At 64.6% G+C, this 12,317-nt stretch carries 14 protein-coding genes; 9 read left to right on the top strand and 5 right to left on the bottom strand.

Going from position 1 to position 12,317, the window contains the following annotated elements:
* Positions 1-292: 292 nt before the first annotated feature.
* Positions 293-1,699 (top strand): NarK/NasA family nitrate transporter, encoded by a 1,407-nt coding sequence (locus A5705_RS16235; protein ID WP_082956508.1) that lies wholly within the window; start codon positions 293-295, stop codon positions 1,697-1,699.
* A 100-nt stretch (positions 1,700-1,799) separates the two neighbouring features.
* Here A5705_RS16235 and A5705_RS16230 read toward each other — a convergent pair whose 3' ends face one another.
* Complete coding sequence (locus tag A5705_RS16230; protein WP_067878767.1) at positions 1,800-2,147, bottom strand: thioesterase family protein; 348 nt, start codon at positions 2,145-2,147, stop codon at positions 1,800-1,802.
* A 296-nt stretch (positions 2,148-2,443) separates the two neighbouring features.
* Here A5705_RS16230 and A5705_RS16225 point away from each other — a divergent pair, with 296 nt between their 5' ends.
* The 3 genes from A5705_RS16225 (at position 2,444) to A5705_RS16215 (ending at position 4,823) form a co-directional block, all read left to right on the top strand.
* Positions 2,444-3,352 carry an alpha/beta fold hydrolase gene (locus A5705_RS16225; protein WP_067878769.1) on the top strand — a complete coding sequence of 303 codons (909 nt, stop codon included), beginning with the start codon at positions 2,444-2,446 and terminating at the stop codon, positions 3,350-3,352.
* A gap of 100 nt (positions 3,353-3,452) precedes the next feature.
* Complete coding sequence (locus tag A5705_RS16220) at positions 3,453-4,040, top strand: TetR/AcrR family transcriptional regulator (protein WP_067878772.1); 588 nt, start codon at positions 3,453-3,455, stop codon at positions 4,038-4,040.
* 93 nt (positions 4,041-4,133) lie between these two features.
* Positions 4,134-4,823, top strand: a complete 690-nt coding sequence (locus A5705_RS16215) for an aquaporin (protein WP_082956507.1) — start codon at positions 4,134-4,136, stop codon at positions 4,821-4,823.
* A 7-nt stretch (positions 4,824-4,830) separates the two neighbouring features.
* Here the strand turns inward: A5705_RS16215 and A5705_RS16210 are convergent, their stop codons facing one another.
* Positions 4,831-5,526, bottom strand: coding sequence for a TetR/AcrR family transcriptional regulator (locus tag A5705_RS16210; protein ID WP_068278582.1), 696 nt, complete (start codon positions 5,524-5,526; stop codon positions 4,831-4,833).
* A gap of 211 nt (positions 5,527-5,737) precedes the next feature.
* Here A5705_RS16210 and A5705_RS16205 point away from each other — a divergent pair, with 211 nt between their 5' ends.
* From A5705_RS16205 to A5705_RS16195, 3 genes are all read left to right on the top strand, one after another.
* Positions 5,738-6,292 carry a pyridoxamine 5'-phosphate oxidase family protein gene (locus A5705_RS16205; RefSeq protein ID WP_068278580.1) on the top strand — a complete coding sequence of 185 codons (555 nt, stop codon included), beginning with the start codon at positions 5,738-5,740 and terminating at the stop codon, positions 6,290-6,292.
* A 16-nt stretch (positions 6,293-6,308) separates the two neighbouring features.
* The gene (locus A5705_RS16200; protein ID WP_068278577.1) at positions 6,309-7,622 is read left to right on the top strand and encodes an amidohydrolase family protein; all 1,314 of its coding nucleotides are present in this window, start codon (positions 6,309-6,311) and stop codon (positions 7,620-7,622) included.
* Positions 7,623-7,713: 91 nt separating this feature from the next.
* Positions 7,714-8,199, top strand: a complete 486-nt coding sequence (locus A5705_RS16195; protein ID WP_068278655.1) for a pyridoxamine 5'-phosphate oxidase family protein — start codon at positions 7,714-7,716, stop codon at positions 8,197-8,199.
* A gap of 8 nt (positions 8,200-8,207) precedes the next feature.
* On the opposite strand, the gene A5705_RS16190 is transcribed toward A5705_RS16195, so the two are convergent.
* Entirely contained in the window at positions 8,208-9,248 is a 1,041-nt protein-coding gene (locus A5705_RS16190) for an aldose epimerase family protein (RefSeq protein WP_231982475.1), read from the bottom strand.
* 432 nt (positions 9,249-9,680) lie between these two features.
* On the opposite strand from A5705_RS16190, the gene A5705_RS28175 reads away from it, so the two are divergent.
* The gene (locus tag A5705_RS28175; RefSeq protein ID WP_197521285.1) at positions 9,681-9,857 is read left to right on the top strand and encodes a hypothetical protein; all 177 of its coding nucleotides are present in this window, start codon (positions 9,681-9,683) and stop codon (positions 9,855-9,857) included.
* A complete protein-coding gene (locus A5705_RS16185) occupies positions 9,850-10,191 on the top strand; it encodes an RNA polymerase-binding protein RbpA (RefSeq protein WP_067878783.1) in 342 nt (113 codons plus the stop codon). Before A5705_RS28175 ends, A5705_RS16185 begins: the two co-directional genes overlap by 8 nt.
* Before the next feature lie 7 nt (positions 10,192-10,198).
* Here A5705_RS16185 and A5705_RS16180 read toward each other — a convergent pair whose 3' ends face one another.
* Both A5705_RS16180 and A5705_RS16175 read right to left on the bottom strand, forming a co-directional pair.
* The gene (locus A5705_RS16180; protein WP_068278574.1) at positions 10,199-10,633 is read right to left on the bottom strand and encodes a DUF4383 domain-containing protein; all 435 of its coding nucleotides are present in this window, start codon (positions 10,631-10,633) and stop codon (positions 10,199-10,201) included.
* Positions 10,634-10,699: 66 nt separating this feature from the next.
* Positions 10,700-12,256, bottom strand: a complete 1,557-nt coding sequence (locus A5705_RS16175; RefSeq protein ID WP_068278572.1) for a succinic semialdehyde dehydrogenase — start codon at positions 12,254-12,256, stop codon at positions 10,700-10,702.
* Positions 12,257-12,317: the final 61 nt, after the last annotated feature.

The raw sequence follows: 12,317 nt of genomic DNA, 5'->3' as shown, positions 1-12,317 counted from the left end.
GCCCATCGCAGCGGGCGTGGGTGGGAGATCGCGCGGAGCGTAGCCATGGCGCCGACTGACGTTGTGGAGTGACGTGCTTGGGCCTCCTAGGCTGCTGTAAGGCGTTGCTGATTAACAAGTTTCGCTTATCGAAAGAGAATTGCCTTGTATCAATGGTGATTTCACTAGGGTCGTTGCGCCTGGCGAGCTGAATTCGTTGTCAACTCACAGCTACTCGTAGGGCACCGTGGAGCTTTCGTGCTTAGCGTCATCGAAGGCCGACCTTGATCACGGAAGTTCTGGGGGATTGCCGATGAGCCGGGCGCAACGCATTGCGAATTGGAATCCCGAGGACCTCGCGGCTTGGGAGGCGGGCAATAAGAAGATCGCCCGGCGGAACCTGATCTGGTCTGTGTTCGCCATGCACGTCGGCTACTCGGTCTGGTCGATCTGGTCGGTGATGGTGTTGTTCATGCCGAGGTCCGTGTACGGCCTTTCGCCGGCCGACAAGCTTCTGCTGGGTGCTACCGCGACCCTCGTCGGTGGCTGTCTGCGCATCCCGTACGCGGCGGCGGTGGCCAAGTTCGGCGGCCGCAACTGGATGGTGTTCTCTTCGCTGGCGCTGTTGATCCCGACGGTTGGCACGATCCTGCTGCTGGCCAACCCCGGTCGGCCGTTATGGATGTATTTGGTGTGTGCGGCGTTGACCGGCATGGGCGGCGGCAACTTCTCCGCTGCGGTCGCCAATGTCAACGTCTTCTACCCGCAGCGACTCAAAGGCGCGGCGCTGGGCATTGCCGGTGGCGGTGGAAACATCGGGGTGCCGATGATCCAGGTGATAGGTCTGGTAGTGCTCGCGACCGCCGGTAACCGGCAGCCCTACTGGGTATGCGCGATCTATCTGGTGCTGTTGTCACTGGCCGCGCTCGGGTCGGCATGGTTTCTGGACAACATGGAGCTGCCCCGCGCCGAACACAAACCCATGCGAGCGGCTCTGGTGCACCGCGACACCTGGATCCTGGCGGTGCTCTACGTCGCGACGTACGGCTCATTTATCGGATTCTCGTTCGCCTTCGGCCAAGTGCTGCAAATGAACTACATGGCCACCGGGCAAAGTGCGCTGCAGGCGTCGTTGCATGCCGCCCGCGTCGCCTTTCTCGGACCGCTGCTAGCGTCGCTGGCCCGGATGTATGGCGGCAGGCTCTCCGACCGCCTCGGCGGAGGCGCCGTCACCCTGGGAGCTCTGGTTGCCATGATTGCTGCTGTCAGCGCGCTGATCGAGGTGAGTGCGCACGCCGACAATCGCTCCGGCCCCTTGAGCGCCATCACCATGACCGGCTACATCGTCGGTTTCATGGCACTTTTTGTTTTGTGCGGGATCGGCAACGGCGCCGTGTACAAGATGATCCCGGCGGTTTTCGAATCGCGCAGCCGCGCCGTGAACGCCGCCGAGGCCGAACGCCGCCACTGGGCTCGTGCGATGTCCGGTGCCGTGATCGGAATCGTCGCCGCGATCGGCACGTTCGGCGGTGTATTGATCAATCTGGCACTGCGACAGTCCTATCTGACCACAGGCTCGGAAACGACGGCGTTCTGCTTTTTCTTGTTGTGCTACCTCATTGGGTCAGTGCTGACGTGGTGGGTCTACGTGCGGCGGCCCCCCGCCGAGGCGAAACCAGAGTTGCGCGAAACATCGCTTGTCGAGACCGGTGGTCCTTAGGCGCGCCGCGGTCACGGGTACTGACACGTCACGATGGGCGCGGCATCTCAATGCCCCTTCGCAGAATCCGCATGAGCCTCTGCACAAGATGAGTTGCTGGTCACCGGTCGAGGAACTTTTGGCGGTCAACGATTACGCGATCGATTTCACCGCGAGCAACAACCTGCCCTGAATCGTCGGTCGCCTTCACCTCGAACGTCAGCCGCCGCCCATCGACCGGCGATAGGGGCTCGGCAGTGACCTCTACCGTGCCGCCTACGTGGGTCGCGCGCCGGTGCTCGATGCGCACCGCGGTACCGACGGTCGTCTGGCCAGAACCGGCGAACGGCGCAGCGGCTTGCACGGTGGCCGCTTCCAGCCATGCAATGAGCCGTGGAGTCGCGAGCACCGGCACATCGCCGCTGCCGATCTGTGCGGCGGTGTCGGCGTCGGTCACTTGGTAGCGCATAACTACACGCTAACGCGTCCGCCAAAAGCCCTTGATCGCCGGCACCCAACCAGAACGGCCATCCCGACGATTCTGCGGGCACAGCGCGTAAACATCGGTGCGAGAACGCAACAGCCCAAGAGAACCGCACGTTATCAGCGGCGCCGGCACCCGTGGTCACCGGTGAGGCGGGTGCTCCCGTCGGTGTCGCCTGGTAACGCGCCGGTTCCCCGCTTCCCTCGCGAACCACGCCTAACGCTGGTTAGTCTGACTCGGGTTCGGTTGCACAGCGTCGCGGCCTAAGGAGGATCACCGTCATGGACGCCGATCTGAAACGCTGGCTGGACTCCGGCGAGTACTTCGACTACCTCGGCTTCGACATCTTTTACCGCGTCGAGGGGAGCGGGCCGCCGCTGCTGCTGATCCACGGCTATCCGTTCAACACCTTTGACTGGGCGGCGATCTGGCCCACACTGACGCAACGGTTCACCGTCGTCGCACCCGACATGATGGGTATGGGATTCTCCGCGAAACCCGTGGCCTACGAATACTCGGTCACCGACCACGCCGACATGCACGAGGCGCTCCTACAGCACCTCGACATCCACAACGCGCACATCCTGGCCCACGACATCGGCGATTCGGTGGGCCAGGAACTGTTGGCCCGTCACGAATTCGGGCAGCAGGCGTACGGCGAATGGCGCATCGACTCGATCACCTGGCTCAACGGCGGCATGTTCATCGAGTCGTACACGCCCAGGGCGGCGCAGAAGCTGATGTCGGGCACCCCGTTGGGCGACGTCTTCAGCCATGTGCAGAACAGTCCGCTGTCCCGGCGGCTACTGGAACCCACACTGCGCGAGATGTTCGGGCCCAACACCAAGCCGACCCGGCGCATGATGGACGTGTTCAACCAGATCTTGGACTACAACGACGGCCGCCGAGTGCTGCACAAGGTCGGACGGTTCATCAACGATCGGTACAAGCACCGCAACCGCTGGGTGCGCGCCATGCGCCAGACCACGGTTCCGATGCGGCTGATCGACGGGCCGGTCGACCCCAACTCCGGTGCCCACATGGCCCGCCGCTACGCCGAGGTGATCCCCGACCCCGATGTGGTGATGCTCGCCGACGACATCGGGCACTGGCCGCAGATCGAGGCGCCCGACGCGGTATTGACGCACTTCCTCGCCCACATCGAACGGATCTCCCGGCGCGACGAATAGGCACCCACCAAGTCGCTGCCCTTAACGGAGACCCGGCGCGGGCCGCCACGCTGCATAATTGTGAACATTGGGTTCAGTTATTTGCGTGTAGAGGTGACGGGTGGCTGAGGATCCGAGGTCTCGTCCGGGCCGACCACGCAGCGAGCAGTCCCGTTCGGCCGTCCTGCGCGCCACGTCGGAATTGATCAACGAGGTAGGCCTGCGTGCGATGACGACCGACGAGATCGCCACCCGCGCCGGCGTGAGCAAGGCGACGATCTACAAGTGGTGGCCGAACAAATACGCGGTTGCAGTCGAGGCGTTCCTGTCGGAAATGGCGAAGGAGTCGCCGGACCCCGACACGGGGTCGGCCGAGGAAGACTTCCGCCAGGCGCTCCGGGGTCTGATCCGCTTCTACCGCAGCAAAAATGGCCGAGCGTATGCCCAACTCATCGGGGAGGCGCAGTTCGATCCCCAGATCGGCAAGGAACTGCGGGAGCACCTCGTGAGCTCTCGACGGGAATTGGTGCGGGCGATCCTGGACCGCGGCGTCGCGCGGGGGGAGCTGCGGCCCGACGTGGATTCAGAGGCCGCGATCGACCTGATCTTCGGGCCCGCGATGTACCGGCTGGTCGCCGGTCACGCACCGCTTGATCGCAACGCCGCCGACGCGATCGTGGACGCGGCGATGCGCGGCCTGGCGCGCTGAGACTGACATCACAGATCCGGCGGGATCAAAGCCGCCTTGCAGCGTGTTGGCTGCATTCGGAAACTAAACGTTCAGTTTTTAGAGGAGCCTGGTATGACGAACGCCTTTCCGGTCACAAAACCTCCGACGCCGGTCGCGGCGCGTCGGCCCTCGACCATCCGCAAGATGACCGTCGAGCTGATCGGCACATTCTTCTTGGTGTTCACCGTCGGGGCCACGGTGCGCGGCGGCGCCGCGCTGGCTCCGCTGGCGATCGGGTCGGCACTGATGGTGATGGTGTATGCCGGCGGGCACCTCTCCGGCGGCCATTACAACCCGGCCGTGACGCTCGCCGCGCTCGTGCGCGGCCGGATCGAGCTCACCGACGCGTTCGGCTACTGGATTGCCCAACTCGTCGGCGGTGTCGCGGCTGCTCCGGTGGTCCGCGCGGTTGTCAGTGCTTCGCAGGCCCACGCCGTCGCACCGGCCGGTCATGCCATGACGAGTGCGCTCGTCGGCGAGTTGCTGTTCACCTTCGCGCTCGCCTATGTCGTGCTCAACGTGGCCACGAGCAAGGACAACACTGGCAACTCCTTTTACGGCCTGGCGATCGGGTTCACGGTGGCGGTCGGGGTCGTCGCGGTCGGCGGGATATCGGGGGGCGCCTTCAACCCCGCCGTGGTCGTGGGCGGCGCGGCGATGGGACTGTTCGCCTGGTCGACGCTGAGTTATGTGGCCGCACAACTGGTTGCCGGCGTCTGCGCCGGCCTGGTGTTCCGCGTCCTCAACCCCGACGACAAGTAACGGCGGATCATGAGCCCAAATGCGAAGGTGGCCCGATGCGGTTCGCCTGATCCCTGCGCCGCGATTTGGTCTTGCGGCGCAACCTGTCTTGCTCTAGCTGTTGAGCCAGTCCGTTGATGATCAGTTGCAGCCCGAACTCGAATTCATCCTCCAGCGGCACGGGAAGGTGCTCCGCAACGGCGGCGGTGGCCGGAAACGCATGAGGGTCCAGGCCTTCGAACTGGGCCGAGAATCGCGGATCGGCCGGGCCCTCGGCGGTGGTGTGACCGGACCACTGCATAGCGAAGCCCAACACGTAACGAGCCAACGTCGCGTACGAGCGCGCAGCGAGTTCACGGGGGAACTCGTTGTCGAGCAGCAGCGCCACGAATCTTTCCCGGTAAGCCATCGCGTAGGGGCCGACCGGAAGCTGCTCGGCGAGCAGGGATGCGGCATTGGTGTGTCGCCGCAACGCCTCGAACATGGATTCTGCGGCTGCATGAATGGCTTGCTGCCACCCCAAGCCCTCCAGCCGCTCGGCGTCGAACTCGATCTCGGCGAAGACCCGATCGACGACATGCGCGATCAGTTCGGCTCGGTTGGCAAAGTGCCGGTAGAGCGTTGCCGTACCCGAACCCAGACGTTGCGCGAGGGCACGCATCGATAGGGCATCAGCCCCTTCCTCGTCGACGATCTGCAGGGCGGTGGCGATGATCCCGTCCACCGGGATCGCGGGTCGTCCAGGGGAACGGCGGGGTACCGGCTCGGCGGCCGTTCTCTCGCCACGGGTGCTCGTCACATACGCAAGTATGTCCTTGGTTGACAACCGCGCCAATAACGGCAACACTGTTACCGAAACAACGGGGTGCCGCCTTGTAGGCGCAACTATCTGGCGGGCACCACAAATGCAACCCGATCGAAAGAGTTTCACCCCAATGCTGCTGCCACTAGCAACCAAGCCCTTCACGGTCCCGACAGACCGGGACATGCTTCCGTCGGAGCGGCGAGAGTTCGTCCGCACTCACCGCACGTGCGTCTACGGTTTTCGGCGCAAGCAGGACGGGCCCGCAATGTCCATCGTGTACTACATCCCCACCGACGGCGACGAACTTCTGGTGGCTACCATGGCGGGCCGCGGCAAAGCCCGTGCCGTACAGCGCGACGGCAAGGCGAGCATTTGCGTCCTGGACGAACGATGGCCGTTCGCGTATCTGCAGGTATACGCCGACGCCGTGATCGACCGTGACCACGAGACCGTGGTGGATGTGATGATGGCAGTGGCCGGGCGCATGTCCGGTCAACCGCTCGGCGATGACGCCCGGCCCCACATCGAGGAGATGGTGGTCAAGGAAGATCGTGTCGTCCTGCGTTGCAAACCGTACGCCACGTTCGCGTCGCCGCCGCGGCACCTTTATCGCAACGACCAAGTCGCCCAGCTCAATCATTGGTTGGGGTCCGCCGTTCCCTGGGACGCCCCGGACCCGGAATAGGACCGGGTGGCTCGCCATGAGGCGGACGCTGCTGCGCGGTGCGCGGGTGATCACGATGGCGCCCCACCGGCCGGACACGGAAAGTCTCGACATCCTCGTTGAGGACGATCGCATCGCAAGCCTCGGCGATCACCCCGACAGCGACGGCGCGGAAATCGTTGACCTTTCTGGTCGTATCGTGATCCCCGGGCTGGTCAACGCCCACTTGCACACCTGGCAAACCGCTCTGCGGTGCGTGGGCGCCGATTGGACCTTGCCGCAATATCTGCGCCACGTGCACGGCGACGTTGCGCGGCGCTACAGCGCCGAAGACATCTACATCGCCAACCTGGTCGGCGCTCTCAACCAAATCAACTGCGGCATAACCACACTCGGTGATTGGTGTCATAACAACCGGACCCCCGAACATGCGGACGCGGCCGTCGACGCGTTGCGCCATGCCGGCATCCGCGCGGTCTTCTTCCACGGCATCCCGGACCGGTCAGCCGACACTGCCCATCCGCTGCACGAAATCGACCGACTGCTCGACGGCCCGTTCCACGACCATTCGTTAGTCAGTCTCGGGATGGCGATCAGCGGTCCGCAATACTCCACACCCGATGTGGCTGTGACTGATTTCCGCGCCGCCAAAGATCGCAACCTCGTCGTCTCGATGCACCAGAGCGGTGGCGAACCCGCGCCCGGATGGGAAGCCGTGCGCACCGCCGGGCTGTTCGGACCGCGGACAAATATTGTGCACGGCTGTGGTCTGACGGCCGGCTGGATCAAGGCCCTCGGCGAAGCCGGCGTCACGTTCACGATCACACCCGAAAACGAGCTCAGTCACGGCCACGGAACTCCGATCACCGGCCCCCTGCTGCGAGCCGGTGTGGCGCCGTCCGTGGGCACCGACACCGAAACCGCGTCATCTGGCCACATCCTCACCGGCGCACGGATCGCGTTAGCTCATCAGCGCGGCCTCGAGCACGATCGCACCCGAGAAGCGACAGGCGCCTCGTCGGCGACGAACTCGACCACCGGCAGGCAAGCTTTATCGTGGGCGACGTTCGAAGGAGCGCGTGCACTGAGTCTCGCCGAACAGGTCGGCCAGATTCAGCCCGGCATGCAGGCGGACCTGGTAGTCATCGATGCTGCGGCGATCAACCTGTGGCCGTCGCATGACGCGATCGCCGCGGTGCTCTGCGCGGATATCAGCAACATCGAAGCGGTCATGATCGCCGGGCGGTGGCGCAAACGCAATCATCGCCTTGTCGGAGTGGAACTCGCCGGCCTCCAGGACAGGCTGCTCGCCTCGGGCCGTCGCCTCCTTCGGCGCCCGACGCGGCGTTGACGATTCTCTCTCCCCACATCGACCGAGTAGCCGGCTGAACGAATAGGCATTCGTCGTCGGGGCGACCGGATCGGGTACGACTAGGGATGTGATGAACAAGCAGGAGTTGACCCGGGAGCTTGGCCACCCCGGCGCCCGAGAGTTGCTCTCCGGCTCCATGGCGAGGCTCGCCTATAACGGACTTGACGGCTTTCCGCGGGTCATCCCCGTCGGGTTCTACTGGACCGGCGAACGCATCGTCGTCTCGACCGCACCGACCTCCCCGAAAGCCCGCGCGATTTCCTCCCGCCCGCAGGTCGCATTGACCATCGACACCGGCTCCACGCCAGAAGAGGCCAAGTCCCTCCTGGTGCGTGGCCTCGCCGCACTGGAAACCGTCGACGGCGTCACCGACGAGTACCTGGCAGCAGCGAGGCGATCAATGGACGAAACCCAGCTTGCCGAGTTCGAAGACAACGTGCGGTCGACGTATAGGCAGATGGTGCGCATCTCCATTGAGCCGCAGTGGGCGCGCTTTTATGACTTCGGTGCGGGTCGGTTGCCCGCTTTCCTCGCAAAGCTGGTCAACGATGGTTAGCGCATGGGTCAGCGGGCGCCGAACGCAAAAACCGTTGTCGAATCGTACGTCTGGCCCGGGTTGAGCGTGGTGGTGGGAAACTCCGGGTGATTCGGAGAATCGGGGTAGTGCTGGGTCTCCATCGTGAATCCCGCGCCCTGCCGATAGATTCGCCCGCTGGTGCCCGCGAACGCCCCGTCGATGAAGTTGGCAGTGTAGAACTGCACACCGGGTTCGGTGGTGGAGACAGTCACGGTGCGCCCCGACATCGGGTCCTCGGCCCGGGCCGCCTCCACCAACCCGGTGTTGTTGCCGCGATTGATCACCCAGTTGTGGTCGTAACCGCGGGCCGCCAACAGCTGCGGGTCATTCGCGGTGATATTCGCGCCGATCGCGGTCGGTGACGTGAAGTCGAATGGTGTGCCCTTCACCGGGGCGATCTGCCCCGTCGGGATCAGGGTGGGGTCGGTCGGCGTGTAGTTGTCGGCATTGATGGTGATTTTCTGGGCGTAGACGTCGCGTGTGTGCTCACCCGCCAGGTTGAAGTAGCTGTGATTGGTCAGGTTGATCACGGTGGGCGCATCGGTGGTCGCGTGGTAGTTGATGCGCAGTTCATTCTTCGGGTCCAGCGTGTAGGTGACGGTGGTCGTCAGCGTCCCGGGGTAGCCCATTTCGCCTGCGGGACTGACATATTGAAGCTTCAGCCCCACGCTGTCGCTGCCGTTCTGTTCGGTGGCCTGCCACACCTTGGTATCGAAGCCCGCAGTGCCGCCATGCAGGCTGTTGCCGTCATTGTTGATCGGCAAGTGATATTCGTTGCCGTTCAACGAGAAAGCTCCCCTGGCTATCCTGTTGGCATAACGGCCGACGATCGCGCCGAAATACGTCTTGGCCGACCCGGTGTTGTTCAGGTATCCGTCCAGCGTCGGAAAGCCCAGCACCACATTGTCGACATGTCGTGAGCGATCGGGGACCTCGATCGATTGGATGACGCCGCCGTAGGTCAGGATTCGCACGCGCATGCCGCCCCCGCTGGTGAGCGTGTAGCGGCTCACCGGGTTGCCGTCCACCTGGCCGAACGGCTCGCCGGCGATCGACGGCGACCCGGCGGGCATCGGTGGATTGCCGCTGTTGGTGGAGTTAGTTGTCGCGTTGCTACATGCCGCCAAGCCCGCAACACCGGCGTTGGCGATCAGTTGAAGTATTCGTTTACCGCGCATGGGCGCTCCTCGCATTCGTGCCGAGCCACCTGCGCGGCTCGTGACGAGGAACCTCGTCAGGCCCGGGACGAGGATAGCCTGGTCGCGCCGGCCGACATTCGCGCCGCGGACAACCTCTGCCAATTAAGCCCGCGACCAGGGTAGGGTGGTGGGCGCGGTTGGGAGACGCCAAACTGCACCCCCTCGGTGCATTGCAGATTGCCGGCCGGACGGCATCAGATTCAAGTCCGGCCACACGACAAATCGGCGCGTCTCAGTAAATCCCTGCCACAGGAAGAAGTCATGCCCACCGTTGAGGCGCAGCTCCGTCAGGACTTGCGCGACTACGCCGTCGAATTACGGCAACTCGCCTACACGCTGCCCGGAGGTCTGGGCGAGCACGATCTGCTTGGCTTGTCTGGCCGGATGCGCGCTACCGCCGATCAGGCCGAACTACAGCGAAGTGTTGGCAATGGCTGACCGCGTCATGAGGGGCAGTCGACTCGGCGCCTTGAGTTATGAGACCGACCGCAACCATGACCTCGCGGCGCGCAAGATCGCGCGGTACCGCACCGAGAACGGCGACGAGTTCGACATGCCGTTTGCCGCCGACGCCGACGTGCCTAACTCCTGGCTGTGCCGCAACGGCATGGAGGGCACCCTGATCGAGGGCGGGGAACTCGCCGAACCCAAGCAGGGCAAGGCGCCGCGCACTCACTGGGACATGCTGCGGGAACGCCGCTCGATCGAGGAACTGGATGATCTTCTCAACGAACGCCTCGAGATCATCAAGTCACGCCGACGCGGCAGCTAAAAATCGGCTACCGCGCCTTCCGGAGATCGCCGAGCGAGTTGCGCAGCCCACCGTCCATGCGGATCTGGATGGCGGCCACCGCCAGCATCACGCCGGCGGTCACCAGGTGCACCACCGCGTCGGTCGTGTTGTTGGGGAACGTGAAGACGAACGCCACCTGATGTGAGAAGAACGCCCAAATGCCCGGCAGCGCACCGGCTATCGCGGCGAGCAAGAGATACAACACCGCCCACGACTTGCGCGTCGCGAACACCAACCCAGGGCCGAACAGGGCAAGCCCGGCGCCCGCGTGCCAGCCGTTGTAGTCCATCCCGAACAGTTGGACGGTCGGGGCACCAGGCCCGGTCGCGAAGCTGGGCTCCAGGATGAAGCCGATCACCGCCTGAATGACGTGCACAACACAGATGATCAGGAGCCCGATCTGGGCGAAACTCCACCTCACGTTGCACCTCCTTGTGCACGGTGGGATCGCCCCGAATACTACGCCAGGTAGTAGATCATGGCAATGTCACTTGCGGCCGGGCAGCCGCATCACCGCGCGCACCATAGGCACTAGCGACTTTTGCCACAGGGTCGACGGAACACCAAGCGGCGGATCGAGATTGAACACCCGCGCCGCCGCGATCGTCTGCGATTCGGTGTACTTCAGCAGGCCCTCGGGCCCGTGCCGGCGGCCGACGCCGGACTGGCCCATCCCGCCCATCGGCGCGCTGAGGCTGCCCCACGCGAACGCGTAACCCTCGTTGACGTTCACCGTCCCCGACCGTAACCGGGCGGCGATTTGCTCACCCTCGGTGGCGGAGCCCGCGAAAACGCTCGCGTTCAGCCCGTACTCGGTGTCGTTGGCCTTCTCGACCGCTTCGTCGACATCGGCAACGGGGTAGATCGAGACGAGCGGCCCGAACGTTTCGTTCGCCGCGCACTCCATCTCCGGCGTGACATCCGTCAGCACCGTCGGCTCGTAGAACAGCGGCCCTATGTCGGGTCGGGCTTTGCCGCCCGCAATCACCTTGGCGCCCTTGGCTTTCGCGTCATCAACGTGGTCGGTCACCGTGTCCAGCTGACCCGCGGAGATCAAGCTGCCCATGTCGACGGAGAAGTCATAGGCGGTGCCGAGCTTCATGTTCCGGACCGCGGTGCCGAACTTGCTGGTGAACTCGTCGGCGATGTCCTTCTCGACGTAGATCCGCTCGATGGAGATGCACAGCTGGCCCGCGTTGGAGAAGCATGCGCGGGTGGCCGCCTTGGCTGTCTTGTCGAGGTTGGCCCCCCGCGTGACGATCATCGCGTTCTTGCCGCCGAGCTCGGCCGAGAAACCGATCAGCCGACGGCCGCAATGCTCGGCGAGCTGGCGGCCGGTGGCGGTCGAGCCGGTGAACATCAGGTAGTCGCAGTTGTCGATGATCGCGGTGCCGACGACCGAGCCCGGACCGGGGACGACCGCGTAGAGCGCCCGTGGCAGGCCGGCCTCGTACAGCAGCTCGGCGCAGGCCAGCGCGCAGTACGGCGTCTGGCTGTCCGGCTTGAGCACCACGGCGTTGCCGGCCAGCAGCGCCGGCACCGAGTCGGAGGCGGTCAGCGTCATGGGGTAGTTCCACGGCGAGATCACCCCGACCACGCCCTTGGGCTGGTAGGCGACGATGGTCTTGCCGATGCCCGGAAACAGCGCCTGCACCGTGCGCGGCTTCAGCAGGTCGGCGGCGACGCGCACGTAGTAGTTCGCGTTCGCCATCAGGTCGACGATCTCCTCCTGGGCGGCCCAGCGGGCCTTGCCGGCCTCGGCCTGCAGCAGGTCCATGAGGAACTCGCGGTTCTCGACGACCAGGTCGCGGTAGCGGCGGATGACATCGACGCGCTCGCCGACGGGTCGGTTCGCCCACTCGACCTGCGCCGCGCGGGCCTCGGCGAATGCCGCTTCGACGTCGGCCGCCGTGCCGATCGGGATTGTGGTCAGCGGTGTGCCGGTGAAGACCTCATCGATCGTCTTGGTCTCACGTGCGGTGGTGTCCTTGATCGCTGCCAGCTGGCGCAAACGGTCGAAGACCGAGGCTGATGGTGCAGGCATGTCGTTACCCCTCGAGAGCGCAGGCGTACAAAGCACCAGCCTATAGCCGCGACTACAGTGC

The organism is Mycobacterium sp. E787 (assembly GCF_001668725.1).
Classification (GTDB): domain Bacteria; phylum Actinomycetota; class Actinomycetes; order Mycobacteriales; family Mycobacteriaceae; genus Mycobacterium.
Note: the sequence above shows the minus strand (reverse complement) of the source record. Positions and strands in the feature narration are given on the sequence as shown.

Coding starts and splice junctions, on each gene's coding strand:
- A5705_RS16235 (WP_082956508.1), top strand. CDS start 293: ATGAGCCGGGCGCAACGCATTGCGAATTGGAATCCCGAGGACCTCGCG.
- A5705_RS16230 (WP_067878767.1), bottom strand. CDS start 2,147: ATGCGCTACCAAGTGACCGACGCCGACACCGCCGCACAGATCGGCAGC.
- A5705_RS16225 (WP_067878769.1), top strand. CDS start 2,444: ATGGACGCCGATCTGAAACGCTGGCTGGACTCCGGCGAGTACTTCGAC.
- A5705_RS16215 (WP_082956507.1), top strand. CDS start 4,134: ATGACGAACGCCTTTCCGGTCACAAAACCTCCGACGCCGGTCGCGGCG.
- A5705_RS16205 (WP_068278580.1), top strand. CDS start 5,738: ATGCTGCTGCCACTAGCAACCAAGCCCTTCACGGTCCCGACAGACCGG.
- A5705_RS16200 (WP_068278577.1), top strand. CDS start 6,309: ATGAGGCGGACGCTGCTGCGCGGTGCGCGGGTGATCACGATGGCGCCC.
- A5705_RS16195 (WP_068278655.1), top strand. CDS start 7,714: ATGAACAAGCAGGAGTTGACCCGGGAGCTTGGCCACCCCGGCGCCCGA.
- A5705_RS28175 (WP_197521285.1), top strand. CDS start 9,681: ATGCCCACCGTTGAGGCGCAGCTCCGTCAGGACTTGCGCGACTACGCC.
- A5705_RS16185 (WP_067878783.1), top strand. CDS start 9,850: ATGGCTGACCGCGTCATGAGGGGCAGTCGACTCGGCGCCTTGAGTTAT.
- A5705_RS16175 (WP_068278572.1), bottom strand. CDS start 12,256: ATGCCTGCACCATCAGCCTCGGTCTTCGACCGTTTGCGCCAGCTGGCA.